At 37.6% G+C, this 21506-nt stretch carries 18 protein-coding genes, 3 tRNA genes, 2 rRNA genes and 5 pseudogenes (1 of these 28 cut by a window edge); 8 read left to right on the plus strand and 20 right to left on the minus strand.

Translation table 11 applies throughout. The features are described 5' to 3' along the window. Positions 1 to 363: 363 nt before the first annotated feature. A pseudogene (locus tag MKX69_RS09620) lies at positions 364 to 1365 on the plus strand (helix-turn-helix domain-containing protein); the annotation flags it as partial. A gap of 20 nt (positions 1366 to 1385) precedes the next feature. Here MKX69_RS09620 and MKX69_RS09625 read toward each other — a convergent pair. Beyond that, positions 1386 to 2424, minus strand: a protein-coding gene (locus tag MKX69_RS09625) for an IS630 family transposase (protein ID WP_142434254.1) whose coding sequence is annotated in 2 segments (ribosomal slippage) — positions 1386 to 1925 and positions 1927 to 2424 — 1038 coding nt in all. Because the reading frame shifts where the segments join, the coding sequence is not laid out codon by codon here. Between the two features lie 72 nt (positions 2425 to 2496). Between MKX69_RS09625 and MKX69_RS09630 the strand changes: the two are divergent. After that, a pseudogene (locus MKX69_RS09630) lies at positions 2497 to 2931 on the plus strand (transposase); the annotation flags it as partial. A 200-nt stretch (positions 2932 to 3131) separates the two neighbouring features. Next, positions 3132 to 3314, plus strand: a pseudogene (locus MKX69_RS09635) (winged-helix domain-containing protein); the annotation flags it as partial. A 130-nt stretch (positions 3315 to 3444) separates the two neighbouring features. On the opposite strand, the gene MKX69_RS09640 reads toward MKX69_RS09635, so the two are convergent. The 6 genes from MKX69_RS09640 to traE all read right to left on the minus strand — a co-directional run bounded on the left by MKX69_RS09640 (position 3445) and on the right by traE (position 6891). Further along, a protein-coding gene (locus MKX69_RS09640) for an IS3 family transposase (RefSeq protein WP_086956687.1) occupies positions 3445 to 4607 on the minus strand; the annotation gives its coding sequence in 2 pieces (ribosomal slippage) (positions 3445 to 4331 and positions 4331 to 4607; 1164 coding nt in all). A gap of 57 nt (positions 4608 to 4664) precedes the next feature. Next, entirely contained in the window at positions 4665 to 4955 is a 291-nt protein-coding gene (locus MKX69_RS09645) for a hypothetical protein (protein ID WP_341009980.1), read from the minus strand. Positions 4956 to 5118: 163 nt separating this feature from the next. Continuing rightward, the gene (locus MKX69_RS09650) at positions 5119 to 5316 is read right to left on the minus strand and encodes a hypothetical protein (RefSeq protein ID WP_341010539.1); all 198 of its coding nucleotides are present in this window, start codon (positions 5314 to 5316) and stop codon (positions 5119 to 5121) included. Then, positions 5253 to 5579 carry a hypothetical protein gene (locus tag MKX69_RS09655; protein WP_341009981.1) on the minus strand — a complete coding sequence of 109 codons (327 nt, stop codon included), beginning with the start codon at positions 5577 to 5579 and terminating at the stop codon, positions 5253 to 5255. Before MKX69_RS09655 ends, MKX69_RS09650 begins: the two co-directional genes overlap by 64 nt. Before the next feature lie 18 nt (positions 5580 to 5597). After that, the gene (locus MKX69_RS09660; protein WP_341009982.1) at positions 5598 to 5939 is read right to left on the minus strand and encodes a DUF5406 family protein; all 342 of its coding nucleotides are present in this window, start codon (positions 5937 to 5939) and stop codon (positions 5598 to 5600) included. Between the two features lie 619 nt (positions 5940 to 6558). Continuing rightward, on the minus strand, positions 6559 to 6891 hold the full coding sequence (gene traE / locus MKX69_RS09665) for a type IV conjugative transfer system protein TraE (RefSeq protein WP_002332844.1): 333 nt from the start codon (positions 6889 to 6891) through the stop codon (positions 6559 to 6561). A 260-nt stretch (positions 6892 to 7151) separates the two neighbouring features. On the opposite strand from traE, the gene MKX69_RS09670 reads away from it, so the two are divergent. Further along, positions 7152 to 8444 carry an ISL3-like element IS1251 family transposase gene (locus MKX69_RS09670; protein ID WP_000122610.1) on the plus strand — a complete coding sequence of 431 codons (1293 nt, stop codon included), beginning with the start codon at positions 7152 to 7154 and terminating at the stop codon, positions 8442 to 8444. Positions 8445 to 8536: 92 nt separating this feature from the next. Here MKX69_RS09670 and MKX69_RS09675 read toward each other — a convergent pair whose 3' ends face one another. The 4 genes and pseudogenes from MKX69_RS09675 to MKX69_RS09690 all read right to left on the minus strand — a co-directional run bounded on the left by MKX69_RS09675 (position 8537) and on the right by MKX69_RS09690 (position 12749). After that, positions 8537 to 10258: a septation ring formation regulator EzrA gene (locus tag MKX69_RS09675; RefSeq protein ID WP_251843881.1), complete on the minus strand. Its 1722-nt coding sequence runs from the start codon at positions 10256 to 10258 to the stop codon at positions 8537 to 8539. Positions 10259 to 10456: 198 nt separating this feature from the next. Continuing rightward, a pseudogene (locus MKX69_RS09680) lies at positions 10457 to 11017 on the minus strand (HAD family hydrolase). Between the two features lie 25 nt (positions 11018 to 11042). Then, positions 11043 to 11882, minus strand: coding sequence for a Cof-type HAD-IIB family hydrolase (locus MKX69_RS09685; protein ID WP_002294078.1), 840 nt, complete (start codon positions 11880 to 11882; stop codon positions 11043 to 11045). A 33-nt stretch (positions 11883 to 11915) separates the two neighbouring features. Next, positions 11916 to 12749 carry a DUF72 domain-containing protein gene (locus tag MKX69_RS09690; RefSeq protein ID WP_341009983.1) on the minus strand — a complete coding sequence of 278 codons (834 nt, stop codon included), beginning with the start codon at positions 12747 to 12749 and terminating at the stop codon, positions 11916 to 11918. Positions 12750 to 12980: 231 nt separating this feature from the next. Here MKX69_RS09690 and MKX69_RS09695 point away from each other — a divergent pair, with 231 nt between their 5' ends. After that, on the plus strand, positions 12981 to 13949 hold the full coding sequence (locus tag MKX69_RS09695; protein WP_002298855.1) for an asparaginase: 969 nt from the start codon (positions 12981 to 12983) through the stop codon (positions 13947 to 13949). Between the two features lie 153 nt (positions 13950 to 14102). On the opposite strand, the gene MKX69_RS09700 is transcribed toward MKX69_RS09695, so the two are convergent. From MKX69_RS09700 to MKX69_RS09715, 4 genes and pseudogenes are all read right to left on the minus strand, one after another. Then, positions 14103 to 14840: an acyl-ACP thioesterase domain-containing protein gene (locus MKX69_RS09700; protein WP_002287962.1), complete on the minus strand. Its 738-nt coding sequence runs from the start codon at positions 14838 to 14840 to the stop codon at positions 14103 to 14105. Positions 14841 to 14855: 15 nt separating this feature from the next. Continuing rightward, positions 14856 to 15689, minus strand: a complete 834-nt coding sequence (locus MKX69_RS09705) for a fructosamine kinase family protein (protein ID WP_341009984.1) — start codon at positions 15687 to 15689, stop codon at positions 14856 to 14858. A gap of 230 nt (positions 15690 to 15919) precedes the next feature. Further along, positions 15920 to 17350 (minus strand): annotated as a pseudogene (locus MKX69_RS09710) (IS3-like element ISEfa10 family transposase). Between the two features lie 108 nt (positions 17351 to 17458). Beyond that, a complete protein-coding gene (locus MKX69_RS09715) occupies positions 17459 to 18787 on the minus strand; it encodes a C1 family peptidase (RefSeq protein WP_002327205.1) in 1329 nt (442 codons plus the stop codon). A gap of 293 nt (positions 18788 to 19080) precedes the next feature. Here MKX69_RS09715 and MKX69_RS09720 point away from each other — a divergent pair, with 293 nt between their 5' ends. Then, a complete protein-coding gene (locus MKX69_RS09720) occupies positions 19081 to 19245 on the plus strand; it encodes a hypothetical protein (protein WP_002319627.1) in 165 nt (54 codons plus the stop codon). Between the two features lie 95 nt (positions 19246 to 19340). Here the strand turns inward: MKX69_RS09720 and MKX69_RS09725 are convergent. After that, a tRNA-Asn gene (locus MKX69_RS09725) sits at positions 19341 to 19414 on the minus strand. A gap of 213 nt (positions 19415 to 19627) precedes the next feature. Between MKX69_RS09725 and MKX69_RS09730 the strand changes: the two genes are divergently transcribed. Together MKX69_RS09730 and MKX69_RS09735 are read left to right on the plus strand one after the other, a co-directional pair. Beyond that, a tRNA-Thr gene (locus tag MKX69_RS09730) sits at positions 19628 to 19700 on the plus strand. A gap of 133 nt (positions 19701 to 19833) precedes the next feature. Beyond that, positions 19834 to 20463 (plus strand): alpha/beta fold hydrolase, encoded by a 630-nt coding sequence (locus MKX69_RS09735; RefSeq protein ID WP_341009985.1) that lies wholly within the window; start codon positions 19834 to 19836, stop codon positions 20461 to 20463. Between the two features lie 122 nt (positions 20464 to 20585). Here MKX69_RS09735 and MKX69_RS09740 read toward each other — a convergent pair whose 3' ends face one another. From MKX69_RS09740 to MKX69_RS09755, 4 genes are all read right to left on the minus strand, one after another. Beyond that, positions 20586 to 20960, minus strand: a complete 375-nt coding sequence (locus tag MKX69_RS09740; protein WP_341009986.1) for an iron-sulfur cluster biosynthesis family protein — start codon at positions 20958 to 20960, stop codon at positions 20586 to 20588. A 127-nt stretch (positions 20961 to 21087) separates the two neighbouring features. Then, positions 21088 to 21161, minus strand: a tRNA-Asn gene (locus MKX69_RS09745). A gap of 9 nt (positions 21162 to 21170) precedes the next feature. Further along, positions 21171 to 21286 (minus strand): 5S ribosomal RNA (rrf, locus tag MKX69_RS09750). A gap of 94 nt (positions 21287 to 21380) precedes the next feature. Further along, a 23S ribosomal RNA gene (locus MKX69_RS09755) occupies positions 21381 to 21506 on the minus strand (it continues 2789 nt past the right edge of the window).

The raw sequence follows: 21506 nt of genomic DNA on the forward strand, positions 1-21506 counted from the left end.
TACCGTTTTTGAACTAATGTCGAAGATTAGCTGATTGAATACCATTTATCAAGAAGTTATGGAAAAGCCAGTTCTTTTTTACTAACTGAAAAATAAAATTTTATTTAGAGATCAAGCTACAGTTGATAAATGATATAAAAAAGAGAATTTCCCATGAAATAGCGAGGTTGTGACAGAAGTGGGCAGCTTCAAGAAATAAGAAGGAATTTACGAAAATTGCTTTTCAAATTTTTGTGAAATTTCGGCTTATTTCCGAAGAAGTTACTTCTGGAACACCGTTTATTCGGAAAAAGGAACTGCGACAATGTACCGACCCCCAAAAGTTAGACCAAAAAATCTAACTTTTGGAGGTCGGTATTTTTTATGGCTAAGTATACTTTTGAACTTAAATTAAAGATCGTTCATGATTATTTGGATGGCAAAGGCGGAAGTGATTATCTGGCAAAGAAGTATTCCATTAAGGCTCCATCACAAGTGAAGCGCTGGATCAATGCCTATCAAGAATTTGGTGAAGAGGGTCTAGTAAGAAAGCGACAAAAGAAAAAATATTCTGTTCAATTTAAGCTGGATGCGATAGAGTTATATCTAACAAGTGAGCTGTCCTATCGTGAAGTTGCCAACACACTTAACATGAACAACCCTAATTTGATCGCTAGTTGGATGCATCAATTCCGTGAGGGTGGGATCGATGGACTCTCAAAAACGAAAGGATGTCCACCTATCTTGTCTAAGAAAAATGAACCCAAAAATAAGAAAAAATCTACAACTAAAGCAACGTCTGAAGAACGTGAACGCATCGAGGAGTTGGAGAAACGAGTCCGTTCCCTTCAAATTGAAAATGCCTTTTTAAAAGAATTGAGGAAGCTGCGAAAACAGGAAGCCCAACAACGACGAATGAAGCAATCGCACGAATCATCGCAAGCCTCCGAGGACCGTTTAAATTAGTTGAGCTTCTAGAAACTTTAAAGTTCCCTAAGGCAACCTTTATGTACTGGCAAAAACGATTGGACCGTAAAAATCCAGATCAAGAGATTGAAGCGGAAATGCTTAAAATTCGGGAGAAGCACAAGGATTATGGCTGTTTACGGATGACCAATGAACTAAGAAACCGCGGTTTCTCTATCAATAAAAAGAAAGTTCAGCGCCTGATCAAGAAGCTAGGAATAAAAGTAACGGCATACACACGTAAATCACGGCGCTACAATTCTTATCGAGGACAAGTCGGAGCAGTAAGTAGCCAAAAATCGGATCCATCGTCGTTTCTACACCAGTATCTGCCATCAGAAAATCACGACGGATACAACTGAATTTAAATACCATGAAGTGGATGCCAAAGGCATTATCCGTCAAAAGAAATTGTATCTATATAGGTTGAATTAAATACTTTACATCCGCACGCACAGTCGGTCAATCACCACAAGGGGACGCTCGTTTACATCGGCTAAGAAACCGCGGACCGACTGTTTGATTTTCTGGACGTGGTCAAAAAAAACATTGTTGATGACCGATTCCTTGAGCCACTTCCAAACGCCTTCCATTAGGTTCAACTGAGGGCTGTAGGGAGGGAGGAAGATGAGTGCCAGGCGCCTAGCGTTTTCTTCAAGAAAAGACTGGATCAGCTTGGCGTGGTGGATAAGGGCATTATCCAATACCATCACGATTTTTCCGGTGGGGTATTCCCGCAACGTCCGCTCCAGAAAACGGAGGAAGGCCGCTGCGTCGTATGCCCCTTCTTCTGTACAAATGATCCGACCGGTTTCATAATCCAAGGTGCCTATCAATTTTACCCCTTTGTGTTGTCCATAAGTGGGGATTTTTCGCTGGTGGCCGCGGAGAAACCAGGTGCAGCCAATGGCTTGGTAATCCCGGATCATGGTTTCGTCCTCGAATAGGAGGTGGTCAATATCGCTATTCAGCAATTTTTTTTAGGCTCGGGAAGGTTTCTTCCAAAAATACCTGTTGTTTCTTGGAATCCGCTTTTTTGAGGGTATACGTCGGACGGGTCCAGCTTAGTCCTAGCCGGTGAAGGAGGTCCGCCACGCCTTTTTGCGTATATCCATAACTCCATTCCCGGAGAATCAGGTCACACACAATCGCCAATGTCCAATTGGCACGGGATTTGAAACCTACTTCCTCCGGAGTGTGGTAGGCGACGATTTGGACCAGTTCCGCTTCCTGTTCATCTGTCAGCCGTGAAGGTCGTCCGCTTTGTTTTTTGGAGACTAAACCTTGGATTCCATTATGGCAGTAGTTTTTCACATAGTGGCTGACAGTATGCTCGTCGGGGCCGATGGTGTGCCCGGCTTCTTTCCGGGTGTGGCCTTCAAGAACCAACTTGACTGCCAGGAAACGCTCGTACAACCGGCGGTTGTCTGTCGTATTCATCGCTTTTTCCAATTCACGGATTTGGCGTTCTGTTTCCATGTTCCCCACTCCTCAAGTGTTTTCTTTAGTATACGCCTATAGGAGGAAAAACGAATACAATTTAACTCAATTTATATAGATCCTTTTATGGATATGTTCAATAGTGAGATTTTATCCTATCGTATCTCTGAAAAGCCCAATGCATTAGCGGTAATGGAAGGTTTGGAGGAAGCTATCCAGACCACTAACGATTGTCCCTATCGTCGTACGTTTCACTCAGATCAAGGTTGGGCGTATCAAATGAAAGCTTATAGAAACAAATTGAAGGAGTACAAAATCTTTCAAAGCATGTCTCGGAAAGGGAACTGCTTAGATAATTCACTTATGGAGAATTTTTTTGGCTTATTAAAACAAGAGATTTTTCACGGGAAAGTTTATAACTGTTTCGAGGAATTAAAATCAGCCATCGATAGCTATATCTATTACTACAATAATGAACGGATAAAACAGAAATTAAACTGGCAAAGTCCCGTCCAATTTCGTAAAACAACCGTAACGGTTGTGTAAAAATATCATTTTAGAGCATGAAAAAAGGAGTGGATTTCTCCACTCCAAAAAAGTCTAACTTTTGGGGGTCACTACACAAGACTTTTGTCACAGTTCCGTTTTATTTGTCTCACACCCTTTTCCTTCCTACTTGTAACCTTGCTCCCGGGTTAGAAACATGTTACACTAAATATGTGAAATTATTAACAAGGAGCGTCGTTATGCGAGAAAAAACAGATACACTGCCAAAAGCAACTGCGAAAAGATTACCTTTATATTTACGCTACTTGAAGATGCTGGATGACTCAGGCATAAGTAGAATCAAATCAAATGAGTTCAGCGAAATCACCCAAATTCCTTCTGCAACGATCCGCAGAGACTTCTCGCAATTAGGCGAGCTAGGCAGTGGAATGGCAACAGTTTTTTTGACAAATTTTATAAGGTGCAGAACTTCTTTCCGTATGCTATTCCGATTGTCCTTGACAATGAGCCTCCTCGGATGTGACGATCTTCGGCAGGAGCTAACAGTTAAAGTTAGACTGCCTCGCTAGCGTTAGCACATCCGAGCTCATTATCAAGGATTCGCTGCGCCAATCTCTGGTTACGGTAACCAACCGGTGTCTCGTAGCCAAGTGTACCGTGCAACCGAAGGTGGTTCCACCAATTGACATAGTCAAATAACTCCAAATCCAATTGTTGTAAGGTTTCAAATGTGTATTGATAGACAAATTCTACTTTCAACGACTTATAAGTTGATTCAGCTACGGCATTATCAAAAGGACAGCCTTTATGACTCAATGATCGATTGATGTCAAAAGTTGTTAATAATTCATCAATAGCTTGGTTATCAAACTCTTTTCCACGATCAGTATGAAAAATCTCAACCTCTGTCAGAGGTTGTTTGATACGGCTAAATGCTTTTTTTACTAGAACGGCATCTTTATGTTCTCCACAAGAATAGCCGAGAATTTCTCGATTGAACAGATCCAAAATGAAACAGACATAATTCCATTTTTTCCCGACTCGTACATAAGTCAAGTCTGTTACGATCGCTTCTAATGGGTTGTCTCTTAAGAATTTACGATTCAATACGTTTGTCGTTTTGGCTTCATTGCAAGTAGAATGATGTACTTTAAAATAAGCAACAGTATAGCTCGATTTTAATCCTCTATTTTTCATGATTCTACTAATTTTTCGTCGGCTGATCTGAATGCCTCGTTTTGATAAGGCTTTTTTTATTTTTCTTGAGCCGTAGGCCTTTCGGCTGCGGATAAATTCTTCAGCGACTACTTCTTCAAGTTCTGATTCGTCTTTCTTTGGTTTTGATTGATAATAATAGGACTGACGTGATAGACCTAATATTCTGCACATCGCTGATATAGGGTAAAGATGCTTATTCGCATCGATTACTTGTCTCTTCGTCCGAATATCAGCGCTGCTTGCTTTAAAATATCATTTTCCATTTCTAATTGCTGGTTTCTTTTACGTAGTTCTAACAATTCTTTTTGTTCAGGCGTAAGATTATCTTTTTCTTTGAATGAACCACTCGTTTTAGATTGCTTTACCCATTTGTCAAATGCTGAAGCCGTTAGTTCATATTCTCGAATGATTTCTACACGTGGCTTTCCAGCTAAGTAAAGATTGACGATTTGTTGCTTGAATTCTTGTGAAAAAGTTCTTCGTGTTCTCTTAGACATAAAAATTCCTCCTGGTATGTTTTCTTCTAGTCTACACACCTTAATTTTTCTGTCTAGTTAATTGTAGCCTATCCAGTCCAAACTTGATTCTATAGTTTTTCCTTTAGTAAATCCCTCAAGCTGCTTAAGTTCCCCTACTACTTGCTTTAATAAAGTAAATTCATCCGAAGAAAAAGTATACTTGTTTGCTATTCTAGCAACAATAGTAGTTATGACAATCGAAGATGGTTTTCCTTCTGCTCTAGATCTTGAAAAATATACATCTCTCAATCTCTTTAAAATTTTAATGACGTTCCTCATCATATTGGAAGCACTATCCTCCGGTAATTCCTCGATAGAAGCTACCAAACTTCTCCCAGCCACATCAGAATAGTTTCTTTCGTATGTTTCTGTTTGTTCTCGAAACCATTGCTTATATCCATTGGGATTATTTGATATCCAGCCAATTCTTTTTTGGGAAACATCGGGTATTGTCTAGTGGTTCTTTTTCTTCTGCCATGTCCGTTTCCTCCTAAACAAATGGATAATCTTCTGCCGCATCGACGAACGTCTTCGTAGTCAGATTTAACGTTAAAATATCGCCACTTTGATAAGCTTTTGCCGCTTTGTCTGTGACGACAAAAGCTCTGCCCGTTTGAATTTCTGTCACAAAAACGAGATTGTCTCTGCTTTTTTCAACAACAACTCCAATAGTTGAATAATGCTTAATACACAAGATTTTTGTTCATCAATAATTGTAAAAATGTCTTTTGTAGCTTCCTCCATACCAATCGGTTGTAACGTTTCTTCACTTATTGTTTTCGCATTCTTTTGTATTGCTTCATTTCTATTTAACTCATGCAAACATCGAATAAATTCTTCGTGATCCTCTATATCTGTTATTACTTGTTCATACAATTCTGCACATTCTTCTTCATTCTTTGCTGCGATTAACGCATAATAGTATGGTGATTTTACTTTGAAAAATTTCATAATCTATTCCTCCAGTTTTTATTCTTTTTTATCCGCTACAAAATCAATGATTTCAACGCTGACAATATAATCACTCAAATATGACCAAGTATCTTCAACAGATAATTCGTCTCCATTATCATTCGTAAGCGTCATTTTAAACCATTCATTGCCTTTATCATCTTCAGGTAGTAAGCCGAATCCAATTGGATTATCAGTCAATGTTTGATCGTATAAATCATCCTCGTCTAATACTAAAACATCTAATCCTTTACAATTTCCGCCTCCTCTAAACGTCACAAATCCTTTGTAATCCCAACGTTGGAAAGAAACCTTAATAGTATGTGTGCCCCATCGCATATTTGGATCATAATTTTTCATTTGTCATTCCTCCATTACGTAAATTTCATTTTCTCTATGTTTTATATCAATTTTTTCACTTTATTCAGTACTTGTTCATATTTTATCGTTTTTCGTTCACTTAAAAATACATAAAAAATATCGACTCGTTTATGGCGTCCGAAACGAGAAACCCTAGTAGAAATCGGTAAATGCTCGATTAGTCCAATGACCAACGTCCTCGCAAGTATCTACATGTGTTGCAGCACACGACACAATTTCTTGTGCGTCCTCCCCATTACGAGAAGACCTACTCCTTATTCCATGAGTTTGCGTCAAAGCCTAGATCCCTTAGTAGCTGCTCATGATTAATCTAGGCGCTATTCAAACTTGTCTAACTTCTAAATTTCCTCTTGTTTACTCTGTGCATATTATTTACACAAATTCATTTCACCATTATCCAAACAAGGGCATTTACTCGATTGACCAATTTTTTACGTTACCAATCGTTAAAAACCTACCCCGTCACTCCCAGAAGGGAATTGTTGATAGATCAAGTCTACTCCTTATTTTTCTAATGATTCTAAGTTCCTTTAGAAGTATCGACAATATTTTCAAGCAAGCGAAAAACGATAAAATACAAGTTATGAGAATGATCAATTCAGCTGATCAAACGCCCCATCCCTTTTGCGGTACAACGCAAGACTCCATTTTTTCTTCGACCAATCAGTACACCGTTTTGGTCATAAACATGTTTGATTGTTGGATATAGCTCTTTTAAAGGGATAGGATCTTTTAAAATTATTTGCTTTTGTTTCCCAACGTAATAAATCATTTCCTCTGAGACTTTGTCTTTCTGGATTATATATTTCTTACACTGCACAACGGTTTTACTTTGGCCAGTTGATAGTTTCTTCGTGATTTTTTCTGTAGCGGTACACCGTTTACCGTAGTGACAAATATCTTCGAGACTCAAAATTCCTGTATATGACATAAAATAATCCTCCTACTTTCTTTAAAAATCTTTAAACAATTTTTTTGTTATTTTACAAAAATAGAGAATTGATTTTCGTTCTTGACAAACAAAAAAGAGGGAACGCATACAAACATGCGTTCCCTCTAATTTCAGGCTCTATACTTTTTGATGTTGGTGGATGACACCAGCATCTTTTTTATTTTCCAAAACATATAGAAAAGACACCTTGAAATCCTTTAGAATTAATTTGGCGAACCAACCCAAAAGGAGGAATCAAGATGTCTTACACTCACCTTATCAAAGAAACATTAGATATTCTAGACTTATCAGTTACTTTTAACGAAAATTGTCTCACAAAAGAAAAATACAAAGGGCAAATCTGTCATATTTATCGTGGAAACTTGATTTATACAGCCCAAGAATGCATCCACTGTAAACACCAGATTGCTTCAGATATTGTGCGTTGGGGTACAACAACCGTCCGGTTGTTAATGAACGATGTTTCTGAATACCGTACCTACCTCGAATTGAAAAAGCAACGCTTCAAATGCAAAGCTTGTCAGCGGACCTTTGTCGCAGATACTTCTGTTGCGAAAAAACACTGTTTCATCAGTGAGAAAGTCCGCTGGTCTGTCGTGACTCGTCTGAAAAAAAATACCTCAATGACAGAGATCGCCGCTCAGAAAAATCTATCGGTCTCTTCTGTTTACCGTATTATGAAGCGATTTTATCGTCCGTTGAATCCTTTTCGGACACCGTTACCTAAGGTACTTTGTTTTGATGAATTCAAATCAGTTCGGGGTGTTTCAGGTGCTATGAGTTTCATCATGATGGATGGACAAACACAGCGCTTATTGGACATTGTCGAGAACCGACAACTGCCTTTTTTAAAACGTTATTTTAGTCATTTTTCACGAGAAATTCGTGAAGCGGTCGAATGGATCGTGATTGATATGTACGCTCCTTATGTATCGCTCGTTAAAAAGCTGTTTCCAAAAGCACAGCTGATTATTGACCGGTTTCACATCGTCCAACATATTGGTCGTACCTTTCGCAATCATCGAATCAAAGAAACGAACCAACTATTAAAAAGCAAAGAACAAAAACACTATCAATTAGGTAAGCAATTAAAAAGATACTGGAAACTTCTTCAAAAAGATGAACGCAAGCTTGATTATACTCGACGCCTTTGGCGACCTGGCTTCAAAGCTCATTTAACAGAGACCGATATTGTGGATCGCTTACTGAAAGGGAGCCCTGCTTTGCGTGTAGGCTATCAGTTATATCAAGACTTTCTTTACGCTGTAAAGGAACGAGACTACGTATCGTTTGAAGAACTACTTACCAATAATATCATGCTTCCCGAAGGCTATCAGACGACCTTGAGAACGTTCCAGAAATTTCTGCCACAAATCAAAAATGCTTTACAACAAAGTTATTCAAATGGCCCACTTGAATGTCTGAACAACCATATCAAAGTGTTAAAACGAAATGCATATGGCTTTCGTAGCTTTTATAATTTCAAATTGCGCATCATGATTCGTCATGGCAACGCATTGATTTTCAACTAAAAAAGATCAAGAGGAACTGATCCACTTGATCTCCAATTATTCTAAGATTTCTCTTTACCAACATCATTTGACAAAGAGCCACTTTTTTTGCTTTATACTAAGTCTGGATGATTGAAATAAAAATCTTCGATGCGTTTGAAAGCACCTGGTTCTACTCGCTCTAATGCTGTACCGATTTCGTCTAATGCTTCTTGATAGTGATATTCTTTATTGAATAAATAGTAGCTTTTATCAATTGCTTCTCTCACTTCTTCGTGTGTATGACGATAACGATTTGCATATTGGAGCATTTGCTCCGTTAATGCTGCTGCATCTACTAAATCATGTGTCTTCTTATCTAATAATTCTAGATCTTCTTCACATAGAGCAACTAAACGATTGACCTCTTCCATGTTTACTCGAATTTTATTCAAGACAACACTTAGTTCTTCAATACGGTCAGTAGCAACAAAAAAGAATTCTAGGTAATCATTCGGCAAGCCAGGCAAACGTTGTTTTTCTACAAAACGTTTCAAACTGCGCAATTTGAATTCGAATGTATCGATCTTTTCTTGCGCTTCTTTTTCGCCTTTTCTCAATTCATGTAATGAGTCGTCGATCTCTACTTGTTGCTTTTCGATATCTTCTAAGACTTTGAAGACTGTTTTATAGAACGTGCGCACTTCTGAATAAGGAATTTCGTGTTGACGGATCTGTGAAATCATCTGTTCATTTTGACGTTCCATTTCTTCCACTTCGGTTTGGAAACCTCGTACACGGCCAATTTCATTGTGGTTCAATGTATAGCTTTGAGATGTGTGATCCAGCTCAATCAATAATTGACGGTTATTCTTTGTTGTATGTTTGATATACTCTGCAATCGTTGATTGGTTAGTTTTTACATATCTCTGAGCTTCCATTTCCCGTTCTAAGATATCATATAACGAATCAATCAAATCAGCTGTTTCACGGTTTTCAAATTCGACCGTTTCAACTTCTGTTTTTTCAAGATTGGCTAATGAATTTTCAATTCTTCGACTTACTTTTGCGATATCTTCAGCAAGATCTTCTTCTGGGAATACATATTGTTCTTCCATCAATTTCTCGTAAGTATCACTGATTTCTTCAAGTTGTTCAGGGAAAGTGGTATGGAGCTCCTCATACAGCGGTGGAATTTTTTTCATCAGAGCTTCCACTTCATACGTATGTTTTTCTGCTTTATCCAAAACCTCGCGGGCTTCAACAGGGTCTCCAGAAGTGTTTAAAGTCACAAACTGCGTAAATTCTTTTTCAATCACTTTGATCTGTTTTTGCAATTCAAAAAGAGCTGGTCCGTATTCATGCTCGTCTTCTCTGACTTTTTCTTTCAGTTCTTCATAGACGTCAAGTGCCTGCTGAACAGCTAGTGAGTTGCGTTCTTCCGTTTCCCGCAATTCCTTTAGACCTTCACGGATTTCCGTCACTTGTTTCTCCATTTGGTCCATTGTAGCTTCTGCTTCAACAACTGCTTTTTTTCCTTTTAAGAACCGAAAACTTTCATTGAGGTTTTCCACTTCGAAAATTTGACTTTCTAGTTCAGCGAACGAGGAAGTAGATATGTCATTCCATTTTTGACTCCATTCACGAAAGGTATTTTGGCTTTGCCCAACCAGATGCATTTTTTTAACATCATCGACTTCTTCAATCACTGGCAAGTCAAATAATTCTTCCTTGCGTTTTTCTAAGGCATCCAATCGATCTTGGTTTTTTTTCTTCATCAAGTAACTAACCAAAAAGACGACAATGGCGACTATAATGATTGCAATGACGATTCCGATGATAACATTATTTCCCATTTATGGTTCCTCCGTTTTCAGTATGCATCTTTTATGCAACAGATGGCGTTCTGCTTGGCATAAATCCAAATAATACGTCTCTCGTGCAAAAGACATCTATTCTAGATTATAGCATACTATTTTCATGCATTCACTAACTTAAACGAAAATCTTTTGTTTTTCCATTGTATAAAGATAACAAAAATAGTGAAAATCTGATCACTCTTTTTCATTTGTGCACATGCCTATATCAGCGGATTTTTTCTTAGCAATCGCTTCTTGAATCTGACGTTGGATTTCTGCCGCGATTTTAGGTTCTGGAGCATATTCCATCTGCCAGTTTTCAGGTTTCAACACTTTATTTGTTACAGGGTTATAATGAGGTTTTCCATCTGGAAATAATTTCCCCATATTTGCCTGATGGACGATTTCGAATATTCGATCAGGCACTATTCCTAGTAATGAAAAAGAACCATAAGTAAAGTAAAGGATATCTGTCAGTGCATCTACTTGTTCAATCAACGGATCACTTCCCCACTGTGTTTTACCAAGTATTTTTTCTTCTGCTTTATCTAATGCTTCGTGCAGCAGCATAACAGCTTCATGCAGTTGTTCTTTATTAGGTGAAGTAGCTGCAACAAATTCAACAAGTTCTTCTATTTTGAACGCAGCACGTGTATGAGCTTCATTTTCTGTAAAAGCCGTGGGTATCTATGGTCTTCTTGGATCAAAAGTTTTGTGGAATGTTTCTACTTTTTGAAAAGGTGTCTCTGCTTCCATACTGATTTTTTCCTTCTTTCATTGACTAATAAATCAGACCGAAGTGTTTCAGTCCTTCGTATATCCCATCTTCTTCATTTGATTGAGTCACAAAGTCTGCAGCATGTTTTACTTCGATCTGAGCATTCCCCATGGCCACTCCAATTCCTACACCTTTCAGCATCTCGATATCATTGTAATGATCGCCGAATGCCATAATTTCTTCCATTTCAATTCCGACAGCATTTGCGAAAGCTTGGATGCCTAGTAATTTTGAACCACCTTTTGGGATGATATCTACAGTATACGTATTTGAACGCTGAAACGTACACTCGGGAAAGCGATGTTCTAACTTTTTCTGTTCTGACTCCGGACTGAGCAATATACATTGATAAATTGGTTCTTTTAATATCTCTAACGTTTCATAACGATCCTTTTGTCGGTGAGGGCTAAAAACCTGGAGGATTTTTTTCATCAGACGTACCGGGAATTTACGCGGTAAAAAGCTGACTAGTCGCTTGATAAAAATCGATTGTCCTAATAGCATCGTCGTTGATCCATCTAACCGATTTCTCGCACCAAAAACGATTTGTCGATGGTTCTCATCTGCAAATTCAACAATATGTTCCAATACTTTTTGTTCAAAAGGGTGGTCGATAATCGTGCGATCTGCAGTAAAAACCAGTTGACCATTATACACGACATACATATCTAATTCCAATTCATCAATGATTTCTTTGATCTTTACTGGGCTGCGCCCCGTTGCTACACCGCATAAAATGCCGTTTTTCCGAGCATATTCAATTGCTTGTTTTGTTGATTCCAACGCTTTTGAACGATTGGTGACCAATGTTCCGTCAATATCAAAAAAAATAGCTTTGATCATAGACTTCGCCCCTTTCTTGAATAAAATAAGCCCTTAAAACAGATCCATTTGGGTTGGATTGAGTCCATCTGGCTTGATATTTAATATTTTTTGCAGTGCTAATGCATTTTCAGCCGCATCACCACCAGAATTGTTATTAAAAATCACACCTACCTCTTTTGTCTTAGAATCAACTACTTTGACTTCATGTGCTAGTTCTTGCAGTTCTTTTTCTGAATAACGATATAACGTTCTTTTTTTACGCCACTCTTTATCATTTGCTTGCCATCCTTGCGCATTCCTACCATGGAATCGAAAAAGAGCAAAGTTCGGATTGGTGACAAATGGATCAAAAGGAATCGTTGTATTCAGCAACTGCGGCTCATCGATGATGGCTAAAGAAAAAGCGGCTCTAGACATAAAGTTTCTTGTACGTTCAAGAAATTCATCGCTGTACCAAGAATAATCCCGCAATTCTATAGAAACAGGATAACCCTCAAACCACTTTCTAAGTTTGCGCAAGTACTGGACATTTTCTTTCGTACATTTGAATGATGAGGGGAATTGGACTAAAAAGCAAAACATCTTTCCAGCATCTACCATCGGCGACATAACATCTAAAAAATGCGCAATCATCTCTTCTTCGGTCTGATAATAAGGCTTCCAGTCTCCTTGACCGCTGATTCCTTGATAGACTTTGACTACAAAGCGAAATGATTCAGGTACTTCATTTATCCAATTCTCAACTGAGGACTTTCGGGGAATTCCATAATAGGCAGTATCTAATTCCACTAAGGGTAGAAACCCTGCATATTCATAAAGAGCGTTATTCTTTTTACCAGTTAATTTGTCATGTTCTTTAAACGATGTTAATCCGATTCTGATCATTTCCGGCCACCTTCGTGATTGATTTCCTTGGCTGCTTTCTTGTAAAAGAAACTCAACCAGATACTCCATTGTATTAGGAGGTCAAGGTTGAGTCTTTTCCATTTTAATAAGGTCAGCTTTTTTATGATAAGTTAGGCTATTCGTTATTCTTCACTGATAGCAAAACTCTTTTATATAGTATACAATAAGATTTAACGGCTATGCAAAATTATTCGTAAGGAAGTCTGTAAAATGAAAAAAATACTTGTACTACACACCGGCGGAACGATCGCCATGAAAGAAAACATGCTCACGGGCGGTGTTAGTCCAGATGTGGCAAACCCATTATTAGATGCAGAAATCACAATCCCCAAGCATGTAGAATTATTAGTTGAAGATATCTTCAATCTTCCCTCACCACACATCATGCCTTCTCACATGTTGGTATTAAAAGAACGTATCTTGTCCGCTTATGCATCAGGTATATCCGGAGTGGTGATCACACACGGTACAGATACATTAGAAGAAACTGCTTTTTTTCTTGATACAACGATTGGCGACAAATTACCAATTGTTTTGACTGGGGCAATGCGTTCAAGTAATGAACTTGGAAGTGACGGCCTTTATAATTTTGAAAGTGCGATTCGTGTCGCAAGTTGTGAAGAAGCGCTAGATAAGGGGGTTTTGGTGGTCATGAACGATGAGATTCATTCTGCACGCTACGTGACAAAGACCCATACCACAAATGTTGCTACTTTCCGAACACCTACATTGGGTCCCATCGGCTTAGTAACTAAGAATCGAATTTTATTCTTGCAGGAACTTTTAGAAACAAAGCGACTGGACATTTCCGCTGTAGATGGGACTATCCCGATCGTTAAAGCATATGCTGGGATGCAAGGGGACTTATTGGAAGCCATCGCCCATACGAAAGTAGACGGTTTGGTAATCGAAGCTTTAGGTGCGGGGAATCTCCCTCCACAAGCCTTAGCTGCTTTGGAAAAGCTTCTTGTCCAAAAAATCCCTGTAGTACTTGTTTCTCGTTGTTTCAATGGAATCGCAGAGCCTGTTTATGATTATGAAGGCGGGGGAAAAGAACTAGAAAAAATGGGGATTATTTTCTGTAACAGTATTAATAGTCAAAAAGCACGTTTAAAACTATTGATTGCTGTAAACTATGGTTTGTCGGGTGAAGAATTGATTTCGTTTATCCAAAACTAAACATCATTATCTAATAGCTAAACTTAAAAAGAGAGGCTGTGACAAAAATAGCTTTTTCGAAAACTAAGTCGAAAATTTACAAAAATTTGAGAAACAATTTTCGTAAATTTCTTCTTATTTCTTGAAGCTGACCCCTTCTGTCACAACCTCTTTTTATTTATTTTTCCATATAATATTTGCTTCACAATACAGCTGTTCTTGCATTCGGATTTCATGTTTTGTTTTGACACCATTTTCGATAGGGATTTGTTCAAAATGGCTTTCGATCTCATTCCCGTACTCTACTTCTTTATCAAATCGAATAATTACTTTTTCTGGAACATGCGTAGTCAAAAAGTCATATCCTAATACGTCAATGATCCAATTAAAATACATCGCATTATTAACATGCTGATTACTATCGATATCATAAAAACGAACACGATATGGCAACATGAAGCCCGAATCAATCTTTTCAATTTTTTCCTGACGCTTGATTTTCTTGATCTTCTCACTCTCAAAAGGAGCAATGATCTCTTCATTAACACTGCTCATTTTTCGATTCACAAAATCCATCAATACGAAAACAGATTCTATTTTGACTAATTCTTTCCCATCTTCATCATGGATCCAGAAGTTCCGATAACAGAAAAACTTATTGTACTCCATGGCTTGAGTCGTTACTGAGATTACTTCACCGACTCTAGGGAGACGATTAATCTCCATGGAATAATTCGTGATGACCCAAGTAAGTCCAAAGCTATTGACGAATTCACTGCCTCTTCCCAACTGGTCGCTTTGATCTTCAGACGTTTTGATAACTACTCCTAACATCGAAGGAAATGTCATCGTTTGGTTGATGTCACACTCATAATATGAAACTTCATGCTTTTTGGTATATTTTTTTGCCAAAAACACGCCCTCCTCTTAAAAATTTTCTAGTAATTGATCTACTTGGGAACCGTAACTTTCTCCAAACATATTCAAATGTGCCAAAAGATAATATAACTGGTAAATCGGCAGTCGGTCTTTCCATCCCTTTTCTAATGGAAATATAGTTTTATAAGCATCTAAAAATTCCGGTCGGAAACCACCGAATAACTGGCTCATTGCAATATCTTGTTCCCGATTCCCATAAGAAACAGCTGGGTCGACAAAAACTGGATGCCCTTGCTGGTCAAAGAACACATTACCACTCCACAGGTCTCCGTGCAAGAGGCGTGGAGTGATCTTTTTTGGTTCAACCGATTTCAATACACGTTCTTTAAATCGCAGATACTTTTCTTGACGCTGTACATTCCATCGATTCGTTTCTTCTGCCAAAGAAATCTGGGATTCAAGCCGATCTTTAAAGAAAAAAGTCCACCAATCTTCTTCAAAAGAATTTTTCTGAACAAGTGTACCCAAATAGTTATCTTTACGAAAACCAAATTGTGGCGCTGTTTGCTGATGGAGATTAGCTAAAGCTGCAGCAAGATCTCGTTGATCCCCTTTTCCCGGCTCGATCCATTCCATTAACAAATAAGCGCCTTCACTTGTTTCACCTAGCATATACGTATCCGGTACACGTACGAATGCTGACAGTTCTTTTAATCCGTCTACTTCTGCTTCAAAAAATCCTTTTTTTACATTCGGATGGATTTTTAAAAAATAAGCACGATGTTCGGTTTTTATACGATAGGTCTGATTAACATCGCCACCAACAACTGGAATCACTTTACCATTTAATTTCAGATCAGATAAAACAGTTTGGATATCCATGACTTTCCCCCCTACTCCCAATTTTATTCTACTTCGTCATCATATTTTTAATGATAAAAGGATTATTTCCAATCCTTATCCTTTATTTAGAATTATAGCACAGGGACCATAAAAAACAGGGAATGGACTTTAAAGATAAAAAGAGCTGGCTTAATGTAGTGACCCCCAAAAGTTAGACTTTTTTGGAGTGGAGAAATCCACTCCTTTTTTCATGCTCTAAAATGATATTTTTACACAACCGTTACGGTTGTTTTACGAAATTGGACGGGACTTTGCCAGTTTAATTTCTGTTTTATCCGTTCATTATTGTAGTAATAGATATAGCTATCGATGGCTGATTTTAATTCCTCGAAACAGTTATAAACTTTCCCGTGAAAAATCTCTTGTTTTAATAAGCCAAAAAAATTCTCCATAAGTGAATTATCTAAGCAGTTCCCTTTCCGAGACATGCTTTGAAAGATTTTGTACTCCTTCAATTTGTTTCTATAAGCTTTCATTTGATACGCCCAACCTTGATCTGAGTGAAACGTACGACGATAGGGACAATCGTTAGTGGTCTGGATAGCTTCCTCCAAACCTTCCATTACCGCTAATGCATTGGGTTTTTCAGAGATACGATAGGATAAAATCTCACTATTGAACATATCCATAAAAGGATCTAGATACAATTTATTTTGACGGATAATGCCTTTGGCATCCACTTCATGGTATTTAAATTCAGTTGTATCCGTCGTGATTTTCTGATGGCAGATACTGGTGTAGAAACGACGATGGATCCGATTTTTGGCTACTTACTGCTCCGACTTGTCCTCGATAAGAATTGTAGCGCCGTGATTTACGTGTGTATGCCGTTACTTTTATTCCTAGCTTCTTGATCAGGCGCTGAACTTTCTTTTTATTGATAGAGAAACCGCGGTTTCTTAGTTCATTGGTCATCCGTAAACAGCCATAATCCTTGTGCTTCTCCCGAATTTTAAGCATTTCCGCTTCAATCTCTTGATCTGGATTTTTACGGTCCAATCGTTTTTGCCAGTACATAAAGGTTGCCTTAGGGAACTTTAAAGTTTCTAGAAGCTCAACTAATTTAAACGGTCCTCGGAGGCTTGCGATGATTCGTGCGATTGCTTCATTCGTCGTTGTTGGGCTTCCTGTTTTCGCAGCTTCCTCAATTCTTTTAAAAAGGCATTTTCAATTTGAAGGGAACGGACTCGTTTCTCCAACTCCTCGATGCGTTCACGTTCTTCAGACGTTGCTTTAGTTGTAGATTTTTTCTTATTTTTGGGTTCATTTTTCTTAGACAAGATAGGTGGACATCCTTTCGTTTTTGAGAGTCCATCGATCCCACCCTCACGGAATTGATGCATCCAACTAGCGATCAAATTAGGGTTGTTCATGTTAAGTGTGTTGGCAACTTCACGATAGGACAGCTCACTTGTTAGATATAACTCTATCGCATCCAGCTTAAATTGAACAGAATATTTTTTCTTTTGTCGCTTTCTTACTAGACCCTCTTCACCAAATTCTTGATAGGCATTGATCCAGCGCTTCACTTGTGATGGAGCCTTAATGGAATACTTCTTTGCCAGATAATCACTTCCGCCTTTGCCATCCAAATAATCATGAACGATCTTTAATTTAAGTTCAAAAGTATACTTAGCCATAAAAAATACCGACCTCCAAAAGTTAGATTTTTTGGTCTAACTTTTGGGGGTCGGTACATAAGCCAGCTCTTTTTATCTTTACTACATACTCTTCATTGAAATACTCGTCTATGCTAAAGCACCCATTGGATCCCACGGAGATAGAACAATTGGTTCTTCATTGAACGCATTTAATTGCTCTTTCGTCAATAAATCTTTTCTTACAACGATTTGGTACGTATATTCGTCCATCCAGGCATCACTCATAACGAAGAAGCCATTCTTTCCAACTTTTTCGCCCCAGCTATTTTCGACTTTCCATTTTGTTGATTGCCCGTCTACTAAGTCAACACCGGTCAATACCATCGCATGGGTCATCAGACTTTCTCCAAAATCTAAACGTTCAGCTTTAGTCATTGTAAAATCCGTATCAAATAGATCATCCATTGAATAAGCATCTAAGGCCATGATGCCACTAGTTCTAGTAGAAGATTGACCTACATCACAACCAAACCAAACAGATTCTCCTTCTTCAAGCTGAGCAATCGCTAATTTTTTGAAAGTTTCCATATCAACATTCAGATATTTGACTTCTTTCCCGCCAACGACATTTCCTAGCATCTCTACTGTATAAGAACGATTGAATGGTTTGTCTTTTGTTGGTGCATTAATCACGCTAACATAATCATCTAATTTTACACCGATGTATTTATCATAAAAAATTTGTGGTGTCAGTCCTCGGTCAAGATGATAGTTCTTTTCTTCATCGCGGTACTCAAAATCGAATTCTTTTGGAGGTGTTCCTAATGAGATAGATAAGAAGTTATAAATGCTTTCAAGCATTTCTTCTTTCTTTTCTTCAATAGCGTCTAATGTTTCTCCTTGAGCAACCATTTTCCGTAACACTACTGCATCTTTACGCAGTAATTTGTTCAAGTAGTTATTCAAATCTCGAGAATTTGAACTATTCGCACTTTCCGGCATCACCGATTTAGGCACAACGCCATATTTTTGGAATAATGAAACGATCATATCCCATTGGCCGCCATCTTGTTGAGGAGTAGCGAGTAAGAAAGCTACTTTCCGGCTATCGATTGCCTCTTTTCCTGTTGCAATGATGTTTTCATAGAAATAATTTGCCTTTTCATATTTATCCCAGAAAAAAGTGTAATTTTGTGATAATTCAAACTCTTTTAAATGGAATTGATTCAGCATCTTATGACGGAATGTGTTCAGTGCAGCAAACATCCAGCAACGCCCCGATTGCATTTGATTAGCCACTTTCCCCGTAGCCAAATCTATAGAAAATACCGGTGTATTCTCCACATGTGCTGAAACATTTTCAGCAGAAGCGGTAATTCCGTTCTTCACAACTGCCCGCTGCAATGCCTGCTGTTTGATATTTGCTTGAAACTGTTTGTTAAATTTTGTTGTCATATCAGGCGTAATGGCTTTCATCCAATCATCCTTCCAAATCCAAGTTATACTTCGTATTTTACTCTTAAGAATTTAGAAATACAATCTCTTCTATGATGAAAATTTCACTTGAATGAGAATATACTTACAATTTCATGAAGGAAAACTTCATACGGTATCGATAATTTTCAGATAAAAATGGGGATACTTCTATGAGATCATGATAATGGACTGTATAGTAAAGAAAAGGCTTAGAAGAACATAATTCTACAAAATAACGTTCAAGAATGCTGAATGAATAAAATACTATAATGCAAGAAAGGAGGATAAATAAAATGAAAAATCTGATGGCTGGCGGCTTTTTGTTTGTAGGTGGTAGCATACTTATGAATACAGAACATTTTGGAAATATTGTCCCTTTCCTTGGGGTAGCTTGCGCCTTGATTGGTGTAGGGATGCTCATTTATTTCGTATTTAGCGATGACGGGAAATATGGTTAATTGAATTGTGCGTAGAAGACTTTACTCTCTTCCAAGGAAAGCGATATACAGTATAAAAATGGAAGACTTTTTTTAGCTGTGTAAGCTTTTATTTACTCCGGCAGTAGGACTCGAACCTACGACATCATGATTAACAGTCATGCGCTACTACCAACTGAGCTATGCCGGAATCAAGTACATGAATATAATATCAATTTCTTCTAAATAACGCAATACTTTTTTTGAATTTTTTTATTATATTATCAAAGAAACCGTTCGCATTTTTTGTTATTTTTATTTTTTCTAAAATCTGTTTTCCTATTAGAGAAACACATTTTTTCGAAAAAATTCTGTTGACAAATACATTAATATTCGTTATCCTATTATTTGTATTAATGATAATGCCGCTTTAGCTCAGCTGGTAGAGCGCTTCCATGGTAAGGAAGAGGTCGCCGGTTCAAGCCCGGCAAGTGGCTTCCTTAAACAGTGTAGCATATTGGTTTAACAATGTGTCTGCGCTGTTTTTTTATTTTATGACATAAGAAATGAATGTTTATATTTTAATAGTACAAAGAAAGTCTATATGATAACTATAAAAAGGAGAGCAATATGAAAATTGTTTTTTTGCATGGTCTAGGCCAAGACGAACAATCATGGAAAGATGTAATCTCTTATCTACCCAATAGTTATTCTTGCAAAAGTCTTTCATTGTTCAATCATTTAAACAGCACAGACACTACTACTTTAGACGACTTAACCAAATACATCGAAGTACAATTGAATCAGATAAAGGAACCTTTTATTTTATGTGGATTATCTTTAGGCGCTGTTATTGCTTTAAACTATCTTGCAACTCCTTCTCCATATTTAAAAAAGGTTGTTTTAGTCGCTCCACAATTTGAGTCTCCTAATCGCTTATTGCTTACTTTCCAGAATATTTATTTTTACTGCGTACCTTCTAAGATATTTGAAAAATTAGGTCTATCTAAAAAACAAACCCTTACCCTACTTCGTTCACTTGAAACATTAGACTGCAAAAAACAGCTTCGTACATCACGACTTCCTAAATTGATTTTATGCGGTACCAAAGATCATGCGAATAAACCAGCAGCAAAACGTTTATATAAACTTTCAACGAATGGCCGGCTACTCTTTATTAAAAACGGAAAACATGAATTGAATAGAGAAAAGCCAGAAATAATGGCACAAGCTATGCGATCTTTTATCGAAAATAGTTAATTTAAAAAAAGACGACAAAATGTGTCGTCTTTTTTATTTACCATGGTAAGAATGTTGTCTTGTTTTTTCAATACAGCTTGATTGAGACTAGTTTTATGGATCATGGATCAATGAAGAGAAAATTATTGTTTCATGCCAGAGAATTTTTCTGGTCGTAGATCTACTAATTGAACAAGACTGTCTAAAGAACCACTTGGGCTTTCAAGAGTAAATACACCTAGACGTGGATCTAAAGAAAGGGTCATATGTTCATCCATGTACATTTTTGAATAATCTTTTATATAAACATCCCCAATATCACTATCTAATTGGAGTTTATAATCATTTTTTCTCTGTTCTTTATCAAGAAGAAGTAAACGAAAACTAGTATCTAAAGAGCAAACACCCATTTTAGAATATTCCCCAACGCCATCATCTAAATCCAATATAACTGTTGCGCCTTCATCAATATATTTTTGTAATCTTTCTTGTGCTTGTTCCGTAATTTTAAGATACATAACTAATACGCCCTCTTTCTTTTTCTTACAAAAGCATGCTAGCATATATTAATAAAATTATCTAAAGTCCTGCTCAAAACAAAAAGATGTAAGAAATATCTTATGATATTTCTTACATCTACTTTTACTCCGGCAGTAGGACTCGAACCTACGACATCATGATTAACAGTCATGCGCTACTACCAACTGAGCTATGCCGGAATAACATCAGCGTGGCGACGTCCTACTCTCACAAGGGGCAACCCCTCACTACAATCGGCGCTAAGAAGCTTAACTTCTGTGTTCGGCATGGTTACAGGTGTATCCTTCTCGCTATCGCCACCACACTGTGGTGTTATCTTTTATTGAGTAAATTTTGTTCACTCAAAACTGGATTTGAAGTCACATAAGTTTTTTTCCGAGTTCTTTTCTTTTAACCTATTGGTTAAGTCCTCGATCGATTAGTATCAGTCCGCTCCATACATCACTGTACTTCCACTCCTGACCTATCTACCTGATCATCTCTCAGGGATCTTACTTTCTTAAAGAAATGGGAAATCTCATCTT

The sequence above is a fragment of the Enterococcus sp. FSL R5-0957 genome (genome assembly GCF_038008005.1).
GTDB classification, from domain to species: domain Bacteria; phylum Bacillota; class Bacilli; order Lactobacillales; family Enterococcaceae; genus Enterococcus_B; species Enterococcus_B faecium.